General features: G+C 31.4%; 19 protein-coding genes, 2 tRNA genes and 1 riboswitch. Of the genes, 20 read left to right on the top strand and 1 reads right to left on the bottom strand.

Annotation, left to right across the window (positions count from 1 at the left end):
• Nucleotides 1-79 precede the first annotated feature (79 nt).
• Nucleotides 80-166, bottom strand: a tRNA-Leu gene (locus G9F71_RS17885).
• Between the two features lie 234 nt (nt 167-400).
• On the opposite strand from G9F71_RS17885, the gene glsA reads away from it, so the two are divergent.
• From glsA to minD, 20 genes are all read left to right on the top strand, one after another.
• The gene (glsA, locus tag G9F71_RS17880; RefSeq protein ID WP_164949132.1) at nt 401-1,318 is read left to right on the top strand and encodes a glutaminase A; all 918 of its coding nucleotides are present in this window, start codon (nt 401-403) and stop codon (nt 1,316-1,318) included.
• A 36-nt stretch (nt 1,319-1,354) separates the two neighbouring features.
• The gene (polA, locus tag G9F71_RS17875) at nt 1,355-3,970 is read left to right on the top strand and encodes a DNA polymerase I (protein ID WP_164949131.1); all 2,616 of its coding nucleotides are present in this window, start codon (nt 1,355-1,357) and stop codon (nt 3,968-3,970) included.
• Nucleotides 3,971-4,032: 62 nt separating this feature from the next.
• The gene (coaE, locus tag G9F71_RS17870) at nt 4,033-4,647 is read left to right on the top strand and encodes a dephospho-CoA kinase (RefSeq protein ID WP_164949130.1); all 615 of its coding nucleotides are present in this window, start codon (nt 4,033-4,035) and stop codon (nt 4,645-4,647) included.
• Complete coding sequence (locus G9F71_RS17865) at nt 4,637-5,203, top strand: lytic transglycosylase domain-containing protein (protein ID WP_124998295.1); 567 nt, start codon at nt 4,637-4,639, stop codon at nt 5,201-5,203. Before coaE ends, G9F71_RS17865 begins: the two co-directional genes overlap by 11 nt.
• 116 nt (nt 5,204-5,319) lie before the next feature.
• Nucleotides 5,320-5,401, top strand: a tRNA-Leu gene (locus G9F71_RS17860).
• 372 nt (nt 5,402-5,773) lie between these two features.
• The gene (locus G9F71_RS27370; protein WP_258880941.1) at nt 5,774-5,896 is read left to right on the top strand and encodes a hypothetical protein; all 123 of its coding nucleotides are present in this window, start codon (nt 5,774-5,776) and stop codon (nt 5,894-5,896) included.
• 200 nt (nt 5,897-6,096) lie between these two features.
• Nucleotides 6,097-6,648: a hypothetical protein gene (locus tag G9F71_RS17855; protein ID WP_164949129.1), complete on the top strand. Its 552-nt coding sequence runs from the start codon at nt 6,097-6,099 to the stop codon at nt 6,646-6,648.
• Nucleotides 6,649-6,848: 200 nt separating this feature from the next.
• Nucleotides 6,849-7,379, top strand: coding sequence for a GNAT family N-acetyltransferase (locus G9F71_RS17850; protein ID WP_164949128.1), 531 nt, complete (start codon nt 6,849-6,851; stop codon nt 7,377-7,379).
• A gap of 66 nt (nt 7,380-7,445) precedes the next feature.
• Nucleotides 7,446-7,592, top strand: a riboswitch (cyclic di-AMP (ydaO/yuaA leader).
• A gap of 1 nt (nt 7,593) precedes the next feature.
• Nucleotides 7,594-8,214, top strand: a complete 621-nt coding sequence (locus tag G9F71_RS17845; protein WP_224626467.1) for a C40 family peptidase — start codon at nt 7,594-7,596, stop codon at nt 8,212-8,214.
• Between the two features lie 137 nt (nt 8,215-8,351).
• On the top strand, nt 8,352-9,086 hold the full coding sequence (locus G9F71_RS17840) for an SPOR domain-containing protein (RefSeq protein WP_164949127.1): 735 nt from the start codon (nt 8,352-8,354) through the stop codon (nt 9,084-9,086).
• Between the two features lie 248 nt (nt 9,087-9,334).
• Nucleotides 9,335-9,595, top strand: a complete 261-nt coding sequence (locus G9F71_RS17835) for a DUF4321 domain-containing protein (protein WP_372481132.1) — start codon at nt 9,335-9,337, stop codon at nt 9,593-9,595.
• A 10-nt stretch (nt 9,596-9,605) separates the two neighbouring features.
• The gene (locus G9F71_RS17830) at nt 9,606-10,181 is read left to right on the top strand and encodes a Maf-like protein (protein ID WP_164949126.1); all 576 of its coding nucleotides are present in this window, start codon (nt 9,606-9,608) and stop codon (nt 10,179-10,181) included.
• 12 nt (nt 10,182-10,193) lie between these two features.
• Nucleotides 10,194-10,880 carry a RadC family protein gene (radC, locus tag G9F71_RS17825; protein WP_164949125.1) on the top strand — a complete coding sequence of 229 codons (687 nt, stop codon included), beginning with the start codon at nt 10,194-10,196 and terminating at the stop codon, nt 10,878-10,880.
• Between the two features lie 20 nt (nt 10,881-10,900).
• Complete coding sequence (locus G9F71_RS17820; RefSeq protein ID WP_124998281.1) at nt 10,901-11,908, top strand: rod shape-determining protein; 1,008 nt, start codon at nt 10,901-10,903, stop codon at nt 11,906-11,908.
• On the top strand, nt 11,909-12,775 hold the full coding sequence (gene mreC, locus G9F71_RS17815) for a rod shape-determining protein MreC (RefSeq protein ID WP_164949124.1): 867 nt from the start codon (nt 11,909-11,911) through the stop codon (nt 12,773-12,775). It begins immediately after the preceding gene.
• A gap of 10 nt (nt 12,776-12,785) precedes the next feature.
• Complete coding sequence (mreD, locus tag G9F71_RS17810) at nt 12,786-13,277, top strand: rod shape-determining protein MreD (RefSeq protein WP_124998277.1); 492 nt, start codon at nt 12,786-12,788, stop codon at nt 13,275-13,277.
• A 16-nt stretch (nt 13,278-13,293) separates the two neighbouring features.
• A complete protein-coding gene (locus G9F71_RS17805; RefSeq protein ID WP_164949123.1) occupies nt 13,294-16,182 on the top strand; it encodes a penicillin-binding transpeptidase domain-containing protein in 2,889 nt (962 codons plus the stop codon).
• 224 nt (nt 16,183-16,406) lie between these two features.
• Nucleotides 16,407-19,268: a penicillin-binding transpeptidase domain-containing protein gene (locus tag G9F71_RS17800; protein WP_164949122.1), complete on the top strand. Its 2,862-nt coding sequence runs from the start codon at nt 16,407-16,409 to the stop codon at nt 19,266-19,268.
• A 330-nt stretch (nt 19,269-19,598) separates the two neighbouring features.
• Nucleotides 19,599-20,231: a septum site-determining protein MinC gene (minC, locus tag G9F71_RS17795; RefSeq protein WP_164949249.1), complete on the top strand. Its 633-nt coding sequence runs from the start codon at nt 19,599-19,601 to the stop codon at nt 20,229-20,231.
• A gap of 14 nt (nt 20,232-20,245) precedes the next feature.
• Nucleotides 20,246-21,052, top strand: a complete 807-nt coding sequence (gene minD / locus G9F71_RS17790) for a septum site-determining protein MinD (RefSeq protein WP_124998271.1) — start codon at nt 20,246-20,248, stop codon at nt 21,050-21,052.
• The last annotated feature ends 4 nt before the right edge of the window (nt 21,053-21,056 follow it).

The raw sequence follows: 21,056 nt of genomic DNA, 5'->3' as shown, positions 1-21,056 counted from the left end.
AAACATTGTTGCAAAACAATAAAAAAGACTCTATCATTTAGCTTTAAAACTAAGTGATACAGTCTTTCTTTAGATTATATGGTGCCGGAGGCGGGAATCGAACCCGCACGGTATTGCTACCACTGGATTTTGAGTCCAGCGCGTCTGCCAGTTCCACCACTTCGGCATGTCTGACAAGAATTATTTTAACATATATATATAATTAATGCAATAGTTATAGTGAAAATTTATATCTGCTTTCATTTTGATTAAAGTATTTATTCCATATTAAGCAATGTAACATTTAATTTTCCACAATCAATTGAAAAAACCACTCAAGGTATAGTATTATATGTAGTGTACATGTAAATACTAATATAAAAAAATACATTTTATTGTATTGTTTAGTCAGGGGGGTAACATGAAAAGAATATTGGATGCTATCATTGAAAAAAATAGACACTATACTAAGGAAGGCAAAGTTGCCTCATATATACCAGAACTTTCTAAAGCAGATGGAGAGGCTCTAGGTATTTGCGTAACTACTCTTGATGGAGAAGAATTTTTCGCAGGGGATTATGAAACAAAATTTACAATACAAAGTATATCAAAGGTTGTTACACTTATGCTAGCCATAATTGATAATGGGGTAGAATATGTGTTTACTAAAATAGGAATGGAGCCTACAGAAGCTGGTTTTAATTCCATAATAAATTTAGAGAAAAATATTGACCAAAGACCTATAAACCCAATGATAAATGCTGGAGCAATTGCAGTAGTTTCATTAATTACAGGTGATACTGCAGAGGAAAAGTTTAATAGGATTTTAAAGTTTACGAGGAAAATTACAGGTAATCCTGATATTTATATTAACGAAGGTGTTTATACCTCTGAAAAAGCTACAGGGGATAGAAACAGATCACTGGCTTATTTCATGAAGAGCACAGGTGTTATTGAGGGTGATGTGGAAGAGGTTTTAGATGTATACTTTAAGCAGTGTTCAATGGAGGTCAATTGTAGGGATATAGCAAGAATAGGAGCTATGCTTGCTAATTCAGGTGTGATTTTTTCTAAGAATGAAAGAGTTTTATCTAGAGAAGCTACTAGAATAATTAAAACTATAATGGTTACTTGTGGCATGTATGATGGTTCAGGTAATTTTGCAGTACATATAGGAATACCTGCAAAAAGTGGTGTAGGTGGAGGTATAATGGCAGCAGTGCCTAGGAGAATGGGTGTTGGTGTAATTGGACCCGCGCTGGATCAAAAGGGTAATAGTATTGGTGGTATAAAGGTTTTAGAAGAATTGTCTAAGGAATTAGATTTAAGTATATTCTAAAAAAAATGTAATCATAGCAGAAAGAAGGGATTTAAAATGTCTAAAGAAAGGTTATTAATTTTAGATGGTCATAGTCTTATGTATAGAGCGTTTTATGCATTACCAGCCCTAACAAATTCAGATGGGATATATACTAATGCAGTTTATGGTTTTACAAATATGCTCTTAAAAATGAAAGAGGAATTTGAGCCAGATTATATTGTTACAACCTTCGACAGAAAGGCACCTACTTTTCGTCATGAAGAATATAGTGATTATAAGGCAGGTAGAAAGAAAATGCCTGATGAGCTTATAGGACAGTTTGCTATAGTTAGGGAACTTTTAGAGAAAATGGCTATAGACATTTTTGAATTAGATGGATTTGAAGCAGATGATTTAATAGGAACACTATCTGTAATTGGAGAAAAAGAGGGACTAGAAGTCTTTATAGTAACAGGAGACAGAGATGCACTTCAGCTTGCTACAGATAATGTTAAAGTTGTAATAAATAAAAAGGGAATGTCAGAAAAAGAAATATATGATAGAAATCGAATAATAGAGGATTTTGGAGTAACCCCTACTGAATTTATAGATGTAAAGGGCTTAATGGGAGATGCTTCGGATAATATTCCAGGAGTGCCAGGAGTTGGTGAAAAGACTGCTTATAAGCTTATAAAAGAATATAAGAGTATAGAAAATGTCCTTATGAATATTGAAAAGATTACTGGCAAAAAGCTTGTAGAAAATTTAATGACTTATAGTGAGCAGGCTATTTTTAGTAAAAAATTAGCTACTATTATTACTAGTGTGCCTATGGAAATAGATTTAGATTCAATTAAATCAAAAGAAAACTATGATGTACGTGCTGTAAAAGATTTATTCTATAAATTACAGTTTAAATCACTAATAGGAAAAATAGCAGATGATAAGGATTCAATTGAAGAAATATTTTCAGCTGATTTTACAGTAATAGATAAGCTACCAGCGCTTAAAAAATTAGTAGAAGAGGTTAAAGATACAATTTATATAATATTTGATATTACAGACGCCAATGTTTTTTCTAAAATTACTTTAAATAACATATACCTGAGTTATAAGGAAAAAAACTATGCTATTAAGGTTATTGACCTATTTAATGAAGATGAAGAAAAAGCTATAGGTTATTTAAAAACTTTGCTTGAAAGTAAAGATATTAAAAAGGTAAGCCATTCCTTAAAAAATGCTTATACAGCTCTTAATAAAAAAGGGATTGTGCTAGAAGCAGTAAAATTTGATACAGAACTATCAGCTTATTTGATAAATTCAGCCCAAAGTGAATATAGCTTAGAAACTCTTATTGATACATTTCTTAGAATTAGTATAGTAGGTGAGGGTGATGCAAAAGAGATTAATAAAGTAGCATTACTAAAAAAACTTTATGAACTATTAGAAGTGAAGATTAAAGAGTATAAAATGGAAGAACTTCTATATACCATGGAGCAACCCTTAACAGAGGCTATATCATATATGGAGGCAGAAGGGTTTACAATAGACAAGGATAAATTAACGGAACTTAACATAAAATTTGCAAAAGACATAAATGAAATGGAAAGCACTATTTTTGCATTAGCTGGAGAAGAATTTAATATTAAATCTCCAAAGCAATTAGGAAAGATATTATTTGAAAAATTAGATTTACCTGTTATAAAGAAAACAAAAACAGGATATTCAACTAATGCTGAGGTTTTAGAGGCACTAGTAGATAAGCATCCTATTATAACAGAAATAACTCGCTATAGAGGGCTTACAAAGATTTTTTCTACTTATATAGAGGGACTACAAGCGGTTATTGATACAGATTGTAGGATACATTCCAACTTTACTCAAACAGTAACTACAACAGGAAGATTATCAAGTACAGAGCCTAATTTGCAAAATATTCCTATAAAACATGAAATGGGTAGAGCTATAAGACGAGTATTTATACCACACAATGATCAGTGTGTTATTTTATCTGCGGATTATTCACAAATAGAGCTTAGAGTTTTGGCTCATATATCTGGGGATGAAAATTTAATTGAAGCTTTCATTAACCACAGTGATATTCATACCAAAACTGCTTCAGAGGTATTTAATGTACCGCTTCAAGAAGTTACATCACTTATGAGAAGTAATGCTAAAGCTGTAAACTTTGGAATAGTATATGGTATTGGAGAATTTAGCTTAGCAAAGGATATAAATGTATCTAGAAAAGAAGCTAAAATTTATATAGATGCCTATTTTGCAAGATATCCAAAAGTTAAGCAGTATATGGAGGATATAGTGGTTGAGGCTGAGAAAAATAATAGTGTTACCACAATCTTTAATAGAAGAAGAGCAATCCCTGAAATAAACTCCTCAAATAAAATTGTCCAGTCCTTTGGAAAAAGGCTTGCTATGAATACACCAATACAAGGGACAGCGGCAGATATTATTAAGCTGGCTATGGTAAATGTATTCCATAAATTAAAGGAGTCAGGGTTAAAAAGTACTCTAATACTTCAAGTACACGATGAATTAATATTAAATGTATATAAAGAGGAGGCACAGCAAGTTGAGAGTTTAGTTAAAGAGCAGATGGAAAATGTTATAAAACTTTCAGTTCCTCTAGAAGTAGGAATAAGCATTGGAGAAACTTGGTATGAGGCGAAGTAATTAAAAATTGAGAATTAAAGCCATAACTTTCAATTCTTAATTTAAAAAAGGGGAGGGAGAATATGCTTAAGGTAGGGATAACAGGTGGTATTGGTAGTGGGAAGAGTACAGTAACTAATATGCTAAAAGAAAAGCTCCTTCCCATTATTGATGCTGATATTGTAGCTAGAGAGGTTTTTATAATAAATCCTGAGGTAATCTCTCAAATTAAAGAAGAATTTGGGTATGAGTTTTTTGACGAGGAAGGTAAACTAAGGAGAAAAGAGCTTGGAAATTACATATTTAAAAATGATACCCTAAGAAAAAAGCTAGAGCGTATAATTATGCCTTTTATAATAAATGAAATAAATCGTAGGATAAAAGTCTATGAACAAGATAATTGTAAGATATGTTTTCTTGATGCGCCTACTTTAATAGAGAATAATTTACATACCAGTATGGATGTAATTATATTAGTTTGGGTAAGCAGTGATGTTCAGATACAAAGGATTATGCTTCGGGACGATTTAGATTTAGATGCGGCGATGGATAGAATAAGAGCTCAAATGCCAATAGATGAAAAAAGGAAGTTTGCGGATTTTATTATTGATAATGGAGGAAGCATTGAAAATACAAAGTTACAACTAGATTTGATTATTACACAATTAGAAAGGTTAGATGTGAAAGATGAAGTTTAAAAAAATTATAAAAATTTTATGCATAATTTTTTTGTGCATTATAGTAATTAATATTAAAAGTATTTTTAAAAGTTTTTATCCAATAAAATATGAAGAGCATATAGTTACGTATTCTCAAAGGTATAATGTAGATCCATGTTTGGTTGCGGCTGTAATTAAAGCAGAAAGTGATTTTAATGGAAAAGCTATGTCTAATAGAGGTGCCTATGGGCTTATGCAGATAATGCCAGATACTGGACTTTGGATTGCTCAAAATATGCAATTAAAAGACTATAAAGTAGAAAAATTATACGATAATGAAATTAATATTGCTATGGGATGTTGGTATATTAATAATTTAAATACCGAATTTAACGGAGATATAGATTTAGTGCTGGCGGCCTATAATGGTGGGCGTGGAAATGTTCAAAAGTGGCTTAAAAATAAAGAATATTCACAGGACGGAAAAAAAATAAATAACATTCCTTTTGGAGAAACCGATAAATATGTAAAAAAAGTAAAGACAAATTATAAAATTTATTTTAAACTATACGGTGACAAATTTAAGGTATCTTAAAAACAACTAATATATTGACAATTCATATTAAACTGATATATAATAAATCTTGTAGTTGTAAGCGGTGCAAGCCAATATGGCTATAAGATTTCCCTTTTATAATAAAAATAACATTTGCGATAGTGGCGGAATGGCAGACGCGCACGTTTAAGGGGCGTGTGGGAGACCATACGGGTTCAAGTCCCGTCTGTCGCACCAAGGTTTTATGGTTTTGGAATACTAAAAAAGAGAGGCGTACATGCCTCTCTTTTTTGAGTTATATACAAAAATAAATTATCAAGATAAACACTTGTAGGGTAGATTGTTTTTATCCTCTAGAAGCGGTTATAGAAGTAAAGGCTTGGAATGCAGGTAGGAATGTTCATAATCCAAGTTATGATGTGGTTAAATCGCAGATTACAGAGCGTTATGAAGTAGCTCAGGTTTATAGTGCCACTTGCAAATTTTTATTTAGCAGAAGCGTATCATCAATACTTTTCCATTAAAAATAAAGAAGATAGAGAAAAATCCAGGAGAGATGAATTTTTAAAAGAAATATGGAAAAACTAACATCTGAAAGAGGTGTTGTTTATGAAAGATAAAAAGAATAATTCTAATGAAAAACAGGAGAAGTCATTTAAGAATAAAGAAAATAATCCTGTTACTATGAACGGTGACAGTAACATGAGTAAACCTGTAAGAGGATTAAAGTAGCAAGGGAGATAAAGAGGGTGTGATTACCCTCTTTATTTTTATGGCATTTTTTCATTTGGTAGCGTGAACAAAGGGTATATTACGTGAAATGCATTTATAGTAATATACCCTTTCAAAAATTTATTATAAAAATTAGTATCAAAACGTTGCCTCTAGCATAAATTGTTAATGTATTAGTAATATGGAAAGTAGGGAGGGCAATGATGAATCTAGAGGGCAGAAACTTTGAAGATACAGACATGGATGAAGAATATGAAATGATTCCATTTGAACCTATGATGTATGGGTATGGGCAAATGAATAGCATGCCGAATATGGGTATGAACACAAGTATGGGTATGAACCCAAATATGGGTATGAACCCAAATATGGGTAGGCCAATGGAATACATGCAAGATGTAAATCCAAATATGGAAATGGACCCAGGTATGGGAATGAATCAATTTAATGAAGATATGTCTATGAATGGGCTTGATTCAATGTCTATGATGTATGGAGATGCATCTATGAAAGATTATGGGGATGAGAATGAAGGATTAAGGCAAATGGATAAATATGAAGATGAAGGTGAATATAATAATCAAAATAGAGTTAATCCAAAATACAATGATGTTGATGCTATTGTAAGAAAAATTGAAAGGTATAATCCTGCTATATTTAGAAGTTTGACTAGGTATGGTATGCCTTATGCAGAGGCAAGAAATATAGTTAGAAGAATTGTTAGACTTACACTTATGTATAGTGAGGAATAAAAATAGTCTTAAGTTCAACATAAAGCACAAATAAAATACAGAAATCATTTATTTTATAACCCTATAAAAACTTATAGGGTTATAAAACTTATATGGCATTTTAAATGCTTAGTAATATATACTTTTTTTATTGAAGGAAATTTAAATGTAATGTAGAATTAATTACTAACGTAGATTTTAATTATCCAAGAGGTGAGAATATGTTTAATATAGATATTGTGTTTGATGATGTTAGTATCATGAGTGTAGAAAAAGAAGATATTACTAAAATTGAAGATTGGATTAATTCTAAGCAAGGATTTAATATAGATGCGAGTCGGGATTACGGGATTGTGGATTTCTACGAAAGATATTTAGAGTATTATGTAAGTGAGGGAGAATACTTTCTTAAAGTTTTAAGGGATAGTGAACTTATAGGAATTATTAAAGGGAGAATAGAATTTAAAAATCCAAATGAAGTGTGGATTATGTGCTATTTAATAGAACTTGGATTATGTGATGTTGATGTAGCTACTAAAATTATTGATGAATTCATAAAACATTTGTATAAAAATTATGGAATACGTAATTTCTATACTTTTGTTTCAGCTGATAATAAGGGTATGATGAAAATATGGAAAAATAATAACTTTGAAATAAGTAGAGTAACAAGTAATTTTTTAGAAATAAATAGCAAAGACAAGGATATTTTAATTTTAAAAAAAGGATTTAATGTAAATAAAATGAAATAATGCTTATAATATTTAGTTCTTTCCAAAGGGCATTAAAGCTATTGACATTTTTATGAGAAATATTTACAATAAATTAAGCTGAATCCTATTTATATATAGGTACGGAGGAACCAAGAATTATGGGGTTAATCTAGAAAATAGTAGATATTTGCTAGTAGGGAGCCTTCAATCCCGAACCCGTCAGCTAACTTCGGAAGCTTTAGGAGGGAATGGAGTGAACACTTTAAAATCTAATTTAGTTAAAATGGAAGTTTTTCTATTATTCATAGGCTTTTTTACAAGTATGAAAACAGAAATGGTAAAAGCTGATATTGTAATTAAAGAGCCAACACAAGTTTTTCTTCGCTGTGTAACTTTTAAAACGGATAAGGTTATTAAAGTTCCAGAAAGAAGTGCGCAAAAAAAGAAAAAAGAAGTGGAAAAAAGATTATCTAGAGGTGGAATTTCAACTAAAGAATTAGTTGAAGGTAGCGAAATGGATTTAATTGCTTATGCCTATGATTTTATTGGAAAACCATACGTATGGGGAGCTTCGGGACCTAAATCCTTTGATTGTTCAGGCTTTACAAAGTATGTTTATAATGCTTTTGGAGTAGATTTACCACATTATACAGGTTCTCAAATAGGTGAGGGAAGTTCAGTACCTAGAGACAATCTAAAACAAGGAGATTTAATTTTCTTTAATACAGATGGACCAGTTTCACATGTTGGTATTTATGCAGGGGATGGAGAGTTTATACATGCCTCATCAGGAAGTAGGAAAGTTACAGTGAGTAATTTAGATAAAAGTTATTACAATGAAAGATTCGCTGGTGCAAGAAGAATACTCAATTAGATATACTATAATCCGACATTCATTGTCGGATTTTTTTTATCTATATATGTCTAATATATTTTCCTTTTTTTATTCTAAAATTAGTTTTCAAATAATAATATTTTAAATAAGGACTTATTAAGTTGGGGGATGTTAGAGTGAAATATACTAGATATAATTATAAACCACCTAGGAAAAAAAATAATTTTATGCTGGTTTTTATATTAATTATAATAGCAGCTATTGCACTGGGAAGCATATTTTCCAAACTATTACCTAAGAATAATACAAATGCAACTATAGGGGATAAAACTACTAAAATAGGTTTAGAAAAAGATAAAGTAACAAATAAAAATACTAAAGATACTTCTAAAGTAGTTTCTGAAAGCATTATTAATGAGTATGTAGGAATACAATGTGGTAACTTTAGTAACAAGGCAAACGCTTTGGTTTTGAAAAATAGTTTAATGAAGTCTGGTACACCCTTTATTATTGAAGAAAATAATTCAAATAGGGTTTTGCTTGGTATTTATCCCAAGGCTAGTATTGATATTATAGCTAAACAGTTACAAGCAAGTAAGATAGATTATGTTAAAATAAATTTTCAAGTGATTGGCAATGATGCCACCGGTTCACAAATCATTGAAATGGTAAATGCAGACCTTAAAATATTAAATAAACTTTCGGAAAAAGATATTAGTGCAGTTCAAACTGTTGAATTAAAAAAGTGGCTAGGAACGCTGCAAGGGGAGGATAAAAAAAGTGCAAGTTTTAATAGCATGACAGAAATAAAAGCATATTTAACTGCGATGCCTGCGGAATTAAAAAAAGAAAAAACAGAGGAAGGATATATATATATCTATAAATTTATAAAAAAGCTATCAAAGATATAAACAAATAATTTTTTATATTTTGTAAACAAATTGTAAAGAAGTTATATGAAATGAGATGTAAAATATAAAAATACAAGTGGATTATTAAAATCTATTTGTATTTTTTTAATGCAACTTTATAGACGTTGCAACCATAACTAAACCTTCTGAAATTATAAACTTTTCTTGAATAATATTTTATACACTTGTTAATGAATTTATTAAATGTTAAAATGTATAAGATATATAAGTAAAGTGGGGGTTATAATTTGAAAAGTGCAGAAAAAAGAAATTCATATTTTATTTTTTTTATGCTTATAGGAGCCATTTCTGGAAGTTTTATAGGTGAGTTATTAGGAAATAATATAGGTGCACTGAAATTTTTGAAGAATACATACACCATAGGCATGAATAAACCTATGCTTATAGATCTGAAAGTATTAGCCATAACTTTCGGTATAAATTTTAATATTAATATTATGTCTATTATAGGCATAGTTTTGGCAATAATATTATATAGAAAATATTAGGAGTGATGTAGTGGATATTATTTTAGCTTCTGCTTCGGTGCGAAGAGCGGAACTTTTAAAAAAAATAACTAGTAATTTTAAGATAAAGGTAAGTAATTTTAAAGAAAGTGACATACCCTTTTCTGGAAATTGTGGGGACTACGTTATGAACTTAGCAAGAGGAAAGGCCATGGATATTTGTAGTAGTGTGAAAAAACCAGCTGCTATAATAGGCTGTGATACTATTGTTTATTTTAAGGGCAAGGTTCTTGGAAAACCTAAAGATAGTGTGGAAGCTTTTCAAATGCTTAGTGATTTAAGTGACAATACGCATGAGGTATATACAGGAATTGCTGTAATAAACACTGAAACCCAAAAGATTTCAACGGAATATGTTTGTACGCAGGTGAAATTTTCAAAACTCTCCGATGTGGAAATAACTAAGTATATTGAGACAGGAGATCCTTTTGATAAAGCAGGAGCTTATGGTATACAAGGAGCAGCATCTTTATTTGTTGAAGAGTTAAAGGGTTGCTACTATAGTGTTATGGGGCTACCAGTGAATAAATTATATTTTATGTTAAGGGAGATGGGGGTCAATCTATAAAGGAGTTGTTTTATGGGTATGACCTTCAAAATCATGGATTTGCCTCAAAATGAAAGACCGAGGGAAAAGTTATTAAGGTATGGTGCTGAAACGCTTTCAAATAATGAACTATTAGCTATAATACTTAGAATAGGATCCAAAAATGAAAATATTATAAGTCTTTGTGGTAGAATTATTTCTGAGTGTGGCGGACTAAATGGACTTTTAAATTCAAATGCAGAAGAGTTTATGAATTTAAAGGGAATTGGGAAGGCTAAAGCAACACAACTTTTGGCTCTTACAGAAATTTCAAAAAGATTTAGAAGTTTTAAATCTGGAGAAGAGTATAAAATTACCACGCCAAAGGATGTTGCGCAGTATCTTATGGAGGAAATGAGATACTTAAAAAAAGAATATCTTAAATTAATTATGTTAAATACAAAAAATGTAATTATAAGCATAAAAGATATCTCAATTGGTAATTTAAATACTTCAATAGTTCATCCAAGAGAAGTTTTTTATGAAGCTATTAGAAAGTGTAGTGCTTCCGTGATTATTTGTCACAATCATCCTTCGGGAGATCCAACTCCCAGCGCGGAAGACATAAACATTACTACAAGACTTAAAGAATGTGGTAAATTACTAGGGATAGAATTGCTTGATCATATAATTATTGGTAATGGAACTTATACAAGTTTAAAAGAAAAAGGAATGCTTTAGATACGAAAGGAGAAATTATAATGGGAATATTTGGAACGTCTCGCGATATGGGAATAGATGTAGGAACAGCAAATACATTAATTTATATGAAGGGGAAAGGAATTGTACTAAGAGAACCTTCTGTTGTAGCTATAAATATAAATACTAATAAGGTACTAGCAGTTGGTGAAGAAGCAAAGCAGATGATAGGTAGAACTCCAGGTAACATTGTTGCCATTCGTCCTATGCAAGATGGAGTAATTGCAGATTTTGATATTACTGAAAAAATGCTTAAGCACTTTATTAATAAAGTCAGTTCAAAGGGATTTACAAGCCCGAGAATTGTAGTTGGATTTCCATCTGGTGTAACTGAAGTTGAAAAGAGAGCATTAGAGGACGCAACTAAAAGAGCAGGGGCAAGAGAGGCATATTTAATGGAAGAGCCGATGGCAGCAGCGATTGGAGCTGGACTTCCTGTAAATGAACCCACTGGAAGTATGATTGTGGACATTGGGGGCGGAACTACAGAGATTGCAATAATTTCACTGGGTGGAATTGTAACAAGTAAGTCTCTAAGAATGGCAGGGGATAAGTTAGATCAATCCATAATAGCCTTTATTAAAAAACAGTACAGTCTTATGATAGGTGAGAGAACTGCAGAAAACATTAAAATTGAGCTTGGATCAGCATTTGTTTTAGAGGATGATGATATGAGTATGCCTATAGTAGGAAGAGATTTAATATCAGGGCTTCCAAAAGTTATAGAGATAACACAAAAAGAAGTAAGAGAAGCACTTAGTGAACCAGTTCAAGAAATAATTGAGGCCATAATAACAACTCTTGAGAAAACTCCACCAGAGCTTGCATCCGATATAATGGAAAAAGGAATTATGTTAACTGGTGGCGGAGCATTATTAAAAGGAATTGATACACTTATAAACCGCGAAACACATATGCCTGTGCACATTGCTGAAAACCCACTTGATTGTGTTGCTATAGGAGCAGGAAAAGCTCTTGTTAATATAGACGTTATGAGTAAAAGAAGATAGATGAAATTCGCAAAAAATAAACTGGCAGTAGTTATTATAATACTGTCAGTTACATTTTTATCTTTAATAGGGTATAGTGCAAACAGAGAAAAAATGTCTTTCGTGGAGAATGGTGTGGGGGTAACTATAAACTCAGTGCAGGGTTTATTTTATAATGGGTTTCATAAGGTACTAAATTCTTTTAAATTTATAACAAATATCTCAAATGTTAAAAAAGAAAATGAAGAGTTAAAAAAAGCTAATACTGAGTTCAAAATAAAAGCATTACAATATGATACTTCGATAAAAGAAAATAAAAGATTAAAAAGTATGCTTAAATTTTCAGAGCAAAGTGATAAGTACAATTATATTGGTGCTACTATAACTGGACTAAGTGGAAGTAGTTTTTCAGATGGCTTTTATATAAACAAGGGATCAAGTGAAGGTATAAAAAAATTAATGATAGCTGTGACTGGAGAGGGGCTCGTAGGTCAGGTTACCTCCGTAAGTTCCAATTGGTCTATAGTGCAATGTTTATCTAATGAAAATATTGCAGTGGCGGGTCGTGTTGAAAGAACAAGCGATAATAATGGTATGGTAAAAGGCTATAAAGATGAGAATAATAAATTGCTTGCAGAAATACAAGGGCTTTCTTTAGATTCGGCTATAAAAAAAGGTGATGTAATAACAACATCTGGTCTTGGTGAAAGATATCCAGCTGGAATTAGAATAGGAAATGTGCTAAGTGTACATGCTGATAAAGGCAAAGTAATGAAAAGTGCTATAATAGATCCATATGTTGACTTTACAAAGATTGAAGAAGTTTTAATAGTGGTACCAAAAGATGTTATAAAAGATGAAGAAATGAAATATAAATATAAATATTAGGGGTTGTATTATGAAAAGAATATTAACAGTGGTATCTTTATGTATTCTATTTTTAATATTAGATAATACTTTGATGCCTTTACTTAAGATACGTGGTGCATGTCCAAGTTTAATATTTACTTTTGCGCTATGTTATTCTATAGTTAGTTCTCCAAAAGATGCAGTGATAATTGGAGTATTTACTGGAGCTCTTCAAGATTTGTATCTTTTAAACTGTTTTGGAATTAGTATGCTAACAAATATGCTTATGTGTCTTGTAGCTGCTCAAATAGGAAAAAGTATATTTATTGAAAAGGCACTTTTGCCAATAATATCATCTTTCATTTTAAGTGTAGTAAAAGGTTTAATAGTAGTTTCTATGATGTTCTTGATAAAGCAATATACCCATATAAATACAATATTTTATGACGGGATATACAATTTAATAGTTTCTATTTTTATGTATAAATTCGCATATAAACTTTCTCAAAAACAATACATGAAGAAAGAATGGAGATTTTAACGAGGTTGGTGAAATAGTGAGTAAGAAAAATAAAAACAAGAATGAATTTTCTAGATTTAACGTTTTAGTTGTAATTATGATCTTGATTTTTTCTGCTATTATTTGGAGACTAGTAGTTATACAAGTAATCAATGGAGAGTTATATAGGGAAACTGCAAATCAACAAAATCACAAGATGATATCAACAGTGGCTCCAAGAGGTGATATAATTGATAGAAACGGTAAAAAGCTGGCTGAAAGTAAACAAAGCTATATATTAACATTTACTAAAACCCAGGAGAGTGAAAAAAGTTTCTTTCCCACTATGGACAATGTATTTAAAACTCTTGATGCAAATAAGACAACTCAGATAGATGACTTCTTGCTTAAGATAAAGACTAGTGAAGATAAAAAAAGTACGGAGTATAGCTTCGATTTTGGTAAGACCCTAGATAAAACAACACAAAATTGGATCGAGCTTAGATTTAAAAAAGATAGAGGCTTTGAGGAGATAGTAATTAAAAAGCTTTATAAGGATAAAAAAATAGATGATTTAACAGATGAGCAAAAGAAAAAAGTTGACGAAGATATTTTAAAGATTACTCCAAAAGAAGTCTATAATGAATTAATAAAACAATACGGAATGATCGAAATTAAAGATTCTAAAAGCAAAGAACTGTTGAGGCGCTATATGTTGGTTAAGGATACTTTGAAGATGCAAAGTTTTTCTGGATATAAACCTATAACTATTGCTAATAATTTATCTAAAGACGTTGCTGGTATTTTTGAACAAATGCAGCCTGAAATTCCAGGCATAAGTGTTACAACTCAGCCAATTCGAGTTTATCCTGGCAAGGATCTAGGGTCAGCTTTCCTGGGGTATATTTCTAAGATAAATCCTTGGGACACCGATAAATATGAAGAACAAGGCTATGATATAAGTTCAGATTATATAGGTACTTCAGGAATTGAAGCAGCTTTTGAAGATGTTTTAAGGGGAACTAAGGGTCAAGAAAGTATTGCAGTTAATAAACAAGGCCGTAAAGTTAGTACACTAGGTCAGATTGAAACTTATCCTGGTCAAACAATACAACTTAATATAGATAAAAATATGCAATACGCTGCAGAGAAATCTTTAGATGCTGTGATGCTCAGCTTACAAAAGGCAGGGAAAAACACGGGGCAAAGTGTAGATACAACAAATGCAAACAGAGGCGCAGTGGTAGTGCTTGATGTTAATACAGGCAAGGTATTGGCACTGGCAAGTAGACCTGGCTATGATCCTAGTATTTTTGCAGAATCTGGGAATTCAACTAGCGAAATTAATAATTTATTAAATCCAAATATAGCTGGAATGGGACTAAAGTATATTCAAGATCGAGGGCTTGCTAACATTACAGGGGTGCTAAGCGATAAAGATATGGCGGAAAAATCTAAAGCTGAAAGAGAAAATATATTGCTTAATTATATGTTTCCTTTAGATAAAAGTGTAGCGGGTAATACTACAATAAGGAAGGATAATAATGATATTTTCCCAAAAGCAACTTTTAATTACGCAACTAAATCTCTAATACCACCTGGTTCTACTTTTAAGCCGCTTACAGCTATTGCGGGACTAGAAGAAGGAGTTATACAAGCAACTGATACAGTAAACGATGAGGGCCCATATAATAAGCGGTATCCATCTCTTACTGCTGCCTGTTGGAAGTTTAATGAGCAAGGTTATGGTCATGGATGGGTAGATCTTCAAAAGGCAATGAGAGAATCTTGTAATTATTATTTTTATGATGTAGCTGATAAACTTTTTGCAAAGGCTGGCGAAAATAAAGCAGGACTGGATCTACTAGCAAAATATGCATGGAAATTCGGTCTTGGTATAGACCCTAAAAGTAATGCAAAACCTGCTACAGGCATAGAGATACCAGAAAATTTTGGTCAGGTATATAATTATCAATCTAGTAAAGAAATATTAGCTAATATTCATATAAGTAATCTTGTAGGTTTTCTGCAAAAGGGAATAAACTCTACAGGAAGTAAATATAAACCGCTTGATACTGTTTCACAAAAGGAAAGTGGCACTAAGGACCAAATACAAGAAATTAAAAAAGTAAATGAAAAAAAACTTAAGTTTCAAGCTTTTCTTAAGACTGAAATGAAAAAAGATAATAAAAGCCCCTATAATTCAATTATACAAAGTTCACAGATTGCTATAAAGGAAGTTATTGAAGCTTCTAAGTCATTAAAAAACAATAATTACACAGATAGCGATATAAGAACTATGTCAGAAACTATATATTCGGAAATAAGTAATGCTAATACTGAAATTAATTCTGCAGCTAATGCATATTATGCAGCCATAGGGCAAGGGTTTAATGCGTTTACACCATTACAGTTAGCAAATTTTGTGTCTACTATGGTGAATGGTGGAAATAGATATGAAACGCATTTGGTAGATAAATTTTTAGATCCAGATGGAAATATAATTAAAGAAATTAAGCCTGTAGTTTTAGAAAAAACTAACGTAAATTCTAAAACAATTGATTCAATTAAAGAAGGAATGCTCGAAGTTACTAGTGATATTAACGGAACAGCATATTCTGTATTTAAAGATTTCCCTATACAAAGTGGAGGAAAAACAGGTTCTGCTACTTTTAATGACCTTACTCAAACTGCCTTAGGAAGGACTTCCTATGGATACTATATAGGCTTTGCACCCTATGACAAACCTAAAATAGCCGTTTGTGCAGTGGTTTTTGATGGAGGTCATGGTGGATGGGTTGCACCAGTTGCAAAAGCAGTTTACGAGCAATATTTTAAAGCAGAATTATTAAAATTAGATCCTAAATATAAATTTATGGTTAATCCAGATGAAAACACTAGTAATATAGATTTAAATACTGATGTAACTGGCAATGGTCACGATTAGTTTAATCATGAAAAAATGACTATTTTAAATAAACTCTAACAAATTTATTTGTTAGAGTTTATTTTTGTTTGGGCACATAAAAGCAATTTAGAATTTATTCTCAAATAATAAAAATACTCATAAAAATATACTTATATTGAAATTTAGCAGGAATTTGGCTTTAATGCATAGAATAAGTAGTTTAAGTTGAATTGTGGAAAAAATTTTAAAAGGTTGGTGAAATAGTGAGTAAGAAAAATAAAAAGGACAATGAGTTTTCTAGGTTTAACATTGTAACTTCCATTATGCTTGGAATTTTTTTTGTTATTATTTTGAGATTGGTTAACATACAGATAGTTAATTGTGAGTTATATAAACAAACTGCAAATAAGCAAAATCACAAGGTAATATCTACAATAGCTCCAAGAGGTGATATTATTGATAGAAAGGGTAAAAAATTTGCTAAAAGCAAGCAAAGTTATATATTAACATTTACTAATACAAAAGAAAGTGAAGAAAGTTTCTTTAGCACTATGGACAATGTGTTTAAAATTCTTGATGCTAACAAGGGAATTCAGATAGATGATTTTTTACTTAAGGTAAAGACTAGTGCAGATAAAAAAAAGACAATATATAGTTTTGATTTTAATAAGACTGTGGATAAAAAAACACAAAACTGGATAGAGCTCAGATTTAAAAAGGATAGAGGCTTTGACGATGAAGTTATTGAAAAGCTCTATAAGGATATAAAGAAAACTGATTTAAAGTCTGAGCAGGTAAAGAAAGTTGATGCAGCTCTTTTAAAGATTACTCCAGAGCAAGTATTTAATAAACTAATTAAAAATTATGGAATGGACGAAATTGTGGATTCTAAAAATAAAGAATTACTCCGCCGCTACATGCTAGTTAAGGACACGTTATACATGCAGAGTTATTCTGGATATAAGCCTGTAAATATCGCTAATAATTTAACAAAAGATGCTGCAGGTATTTTTGAGCAAATGCAACCTGAGATTCCAGGTGTTAGTGTTGCAACTGAGCCTATTCGAGTGTATCCTAATAAGGATTTAGGGTCAGCTTTCCTCGGGTATATCTCTAAGATAAATCCTTGGGACAAAGATAAATATGAGGAACAAGGCTATGATATAAGTACGGATTATATAGGTGCTTCAGGAATTGAGGCGGCCTTTGAAGATGATTTAAGGGGAACTAAGGGTCAAGAAAGTATTGAAGCTAATAAACAAGGACGGAAAATTAAGACATTAGGTGAAATCGAAACCTATCCTGGTAAGACAGTACAACTTAATATAGATAAAAATATGCAATACGCTGCAGAGAGGGTTTTAGATGCTGTATTGCTAGATTTACAAAAAAAAGGAACAGTCAAAGATGTAAACATGACAAATGCAAATAGAGGTGCAGTGATTGTAAGTGATGTTAATACGGGTAAGATATTAGTATTAGCAAGTAGACCTGGGTATGATCCTAATTTATTTGCAGCATCTAGTGGGTTAACTACTGAAAAGTATGATGAATATTTAGGTCCAGTTACAGAAAAAATGGGACTCGCTTATATTCAAAAACGAGGGCTTGTAAATATTAAAGGTATACTAACTGATGATGATATGGCAAAATCCAAAGAAGAAAGAGAAAAAATACTACTTAATTATATCTTCCCTTTGGATAAGAGTATAGAAGGTAACACTACAATTAGAAAGGATAATAATGATATTTTCCCAAAAGCAACTTTCAATTTAGCGACCAAATCTCTAATACCTCCTGGGTCCACATTTAAACCAATGACAGCCATTGTAGGGCTAGAAGAAGGCGCTATAACCAAGACAAGTCAGGTGAACGATAGTGGACCATACAATACACGTTATCCCACCCTTACTGCTGCATGTTGGAAGTATAATGACCAAGGTTATGGTCATGGAATCGTAGATATTCAAACGGCAATGAGAGAATCTTGTAATTATTATTTTTATGATGTAGCTGATAAGCTTTATCATAATGCAGGAGAAAATAAAAAAGGTTTAAACTTAATAGCAAAATATGCATGGAAATTCGGTCTTGGTATAGATCCTAATAGTAATAAAAAACCCTCTACGGGTATAGAGATACCAGAAAGCTTTGGTCAGGTATATAATTATGAATCTAGTAAAGAAACATTAGCGAGTATTCATAGAAGTAGTTTGGTTTCGAAATTACAAAAGGGAAAAAAATCACTTGACCTTGAATCACAAAAGGAAAGTGGCACTAGCAAACAAATAGACGAAATTAAAAAATCAAATGGAGGCAAAGTTAAGTTTCTTGCTCTCATTAAGACAGAAATGAAAAAAGATAAAATAAATTCCCATGAGGTAATTATAAAAACTATGGAAATCGCCTTAAAGGAGCTAACTGGAGCTTCCCAAACATTAAAAAACAATAATTATACAGATACAAATATAAGGGCTATGGCTGAAACTATATATTCGGAAATTAATTCTGCTAATACTGAAATTAATTCTGCGGCTAATGCATATTATGCGGCCATAGGGCAAGGATTTAATGTTTTTACACCGCTACAGTTGACCAATTATGTAGCTACTATGGTGAATGGCGGAAATAGATATGAATTGCATTTGGTGGACAAATTTTTAGATCCAGATGGAAAAGTAATTAAAGAAACTAAGCCCCTAGTTTTAGAAAAAACTAATATAAGTGCTAATACAATTAATATAATTAAAGAAGGTATGTGGGAAGTTACTAGTGTTTATGGAGGTACAGCATATAGCACATTTAAAGATTTTCCTATTCCAAATGGAGGGAAAACAGGTTCAGCTACATTTAAAGAGGATATTCAATCTGCACTAGGAAGGACTTCTTTTGGATACTATATAGGATTTGCTCCCTTTGAAAAACCCGAAATAGCTGTTTGTGTTGTGGGTTTTGATGGAGGTCATGGTAATTATGTTGCACCTGTTGCAAAAGCAGTTTACGAGCAATATTTTAAAGCCGAAATACTTAAAAAAAATCCTAAATATGAATTTATGGTTGATCCAGATAAGGAAACTACTAATATAAATTTAGATACTAGTATAACTGGAAATGGTCATGATTAGTTAAATTACAAAGAGCTAGGAATTTTAAATAAACTCTGACATATTTATATGGCAGGGTTTATTTAATTGTTAGAACATAAAAATCATAGGAAAATTCACTTTAAACAGTAAAAGTAATTAAAAAAATAAAAAAAATATATTTATATTGAAATTAAGCAGGAATTCAACCATAATATGTTGAAATATTAGCTTAAGCTCAATTATGGATAGAACAATTAATAACTGATTTAGACACATGAAAATAAACAAGGCTAGAATAGACTCGCATACCGATTTTGTATTTATTTGAGTCTTCCATAAACCGCAGGGCAGAGCTAGGAGGTTAAAATGATGGTCACAGATAAAATAGTAATTAAGGGAAATAAAGAGGGATTAAATGTAGTTATAAATATGAATCATTTCAGTGATTTTGACGATATGTTAGACTCTTTAGTTAAGAAGCTTTCACAAGGGAAGAAATTTTACAAAGGAAGTACTTTGAAAATCACTACTGAACTTAAATACATAAATGAAAAAGAAAGCATAAAATTAAAAGAAATATTATTCGATGAATTTTTAATTAGTGATTGTATTTTTCAGGATCAAGATGAATCCACGGTTAGGCTGTTTACAGGTATATACGAGGGGAAAACTAAATTTTTGAGAAAAACCATAAGAAGTGGACAAAGTATAAATTATCCTGGTAATATAGTTATAGTTGGGGATGTAAACCCAGGAGCTGAAATATATGCAGCAGGAAATATAATTGTTCTTGGTAATTTAAGAGGAGTGGTGCATGCAGGCACAACTGGTAATGAAAAAGCTATAATTGCAGCATTGAAGCTGGAACCTCAAATACTTCAGATTGGAAGTATTGTCACAAGATCCCCAGAAGACAACCTTAGGCCTCAATATCCTGAGGTGGCAAAAATTAAAAACGGAAATATTATTGTGGAACCGTATTTAGAGAATAAATATATTTAATGGAGGTAATGAACATGGGAGAAGCTATAGTTATAACATCGGGTAAGGGTGGGGTAGGTAAAACAACTACCACAGCGAATATTGGAACAGCTCTTGCATCTATGGACAAAAAAGTAGTAGTTATTGATGGAGACACTGGACTTCGCAACCTTGATGTGCTAATGGGACTTGAAAATAGAGTAGTATTTACATTAGTAGATGTTATTGAAAAAAGATGCAGACTAAAGCAAGCACTAATAAAAGACAAAAGATTTAGTAATTTGTATTTAATGCCAACAGCTCAAACTAGAGACAAAAATGATGTTAATATAAAAGATATGCTACTAGTAGTAAATGAATTAAAAGAAGAGTTTGATTACGTTATAATAGACTGCCCAGCAGGTATAGAACAAGGCTTTGAAAATGCTATAGTGGGAGCTGATAGAGCTATTATAGTGGTTAATCCAGAACTCACTTCAATTAGAGATGCAGATAGGGTAATTGGAAAATTAGATTCTAAGGGTTTAGATAGACATGAGGTTATAATAAATAGAATAAACTATGAGATGACAAAAAGTGGAGATATGCTTTCTGTAGATGATATTATAGAGTGCCTGGCAATTAAATTAATAGGAATTGTTCCAGATGATAGGAAGGTTACCATTTCAACTAACAAAGGGGAACCAATTGTTTTAGATGACAATTCTTTGGCAGGTATAGCTTTTAAAAACATTGCTAAAAGAATAATGGGAGAGGAAGTACCATATGCTACATTAGATGGATCATCACGTAGTGAGATGGGATTCTTTGCTTCTCTAAAAAAAATATTTAAGGGAATATAGGGGT

It is taken from the genome of Clostridium sp. FP2, assembly GCF_011065955.2.
GTDB classification, from domain to species: domain Bacteria; phylum Bacillota; class Clostridia; order Clostridiales; family Clostridiaceae; genus Clostridium_AD; species Clostridium_AD tagluense.
The sequence above is the reverse complement of the archived record's forward strand: the minus strand, read 5'-3'. Positions and strand labels throughout refer to the sequence as shown.

Coding starts and splice junctions, on each gene's coding strand:
- glsA (WP_164949132.1), top strand. CDS start 401: ATGAAAAGAATATTGGATGCTATCATTGAAAAAAATAGACACTATACT.
- polA (WP_164949131.1), top strand. CDS start 1,355: ATGTCTAAAGAAAGGTTATTAATTTTAGATGGTCATAGTCTTATGTAT.
- coaE (WP_164949130.1), top strand. CDS start 4,033: ATGCTTAAGGTAGGGATAACAGGTGGTATTGGTAGTGGGAAGAGTACA.
- G9F71_RS17865 (WP_124998295.1), top strand. CDS start 4,637: ATGAAGTTTAAAAAAATTATAAAAATTTTATGCATAATTTTTTTGTGC.
- G9F71_RS27370 (WP_258880941.1), top strand. CDS start 5,774: ATGAAAGATAAAAAGAATAATTCTAATGAAAAACAGGAGAAGTCATTT.
- G9F71_RS17855 (WP_164949129.1), top strand. CDS start 6,097: ATGATGAATCTAGAGGGCAGAAACTTTGAAGATACAGACATGGATGAA.
- G9F71_RS17850 (WP_164949128.1), top strand. CDS start 6,849: ATGTTTAATATAGATATTGTGTTTGATGATGTTAGTATCATGAGTGTA.
- radC (WP_164949125.1), top strand. CDS start 10,194: ATGGGTATGACCTTCAAAATCATGGATTTGCCTCAAAATGAAAGACCG.
- G9F71_RS17820 (WP_124998281.1), top strand. CDS start 10,901: ATGGGAATATTTGGAACGTCTCGCGATATGGGAATAGATGTAGGAACA.
- mreC (WP_164949124.1), top strand. CDS start 11,909: ATGAAATTCGCAAAAAATAAACTGGCAGTAGTTATTATAATACTGTCA.
- mreD (WP_124998277.1), top strand. CDS start 12,786: ATGAAAAGAATATTAACAGTGGTATCTTTATGTATTCTATTTTTAATA.
- minC (WP_164949249.1), top strand. CDS start 19,599: ATGGTCACAGATAAAATAGTAATTAAGGGAAATAAAGAGGGATTAAAT.
- minD (WP_124998271.1), top strand. CDS start 20,246: ATGGGAGAAGCTATAGTTATAACATCGGGTAAGGGTGGGGTAGGTAAA.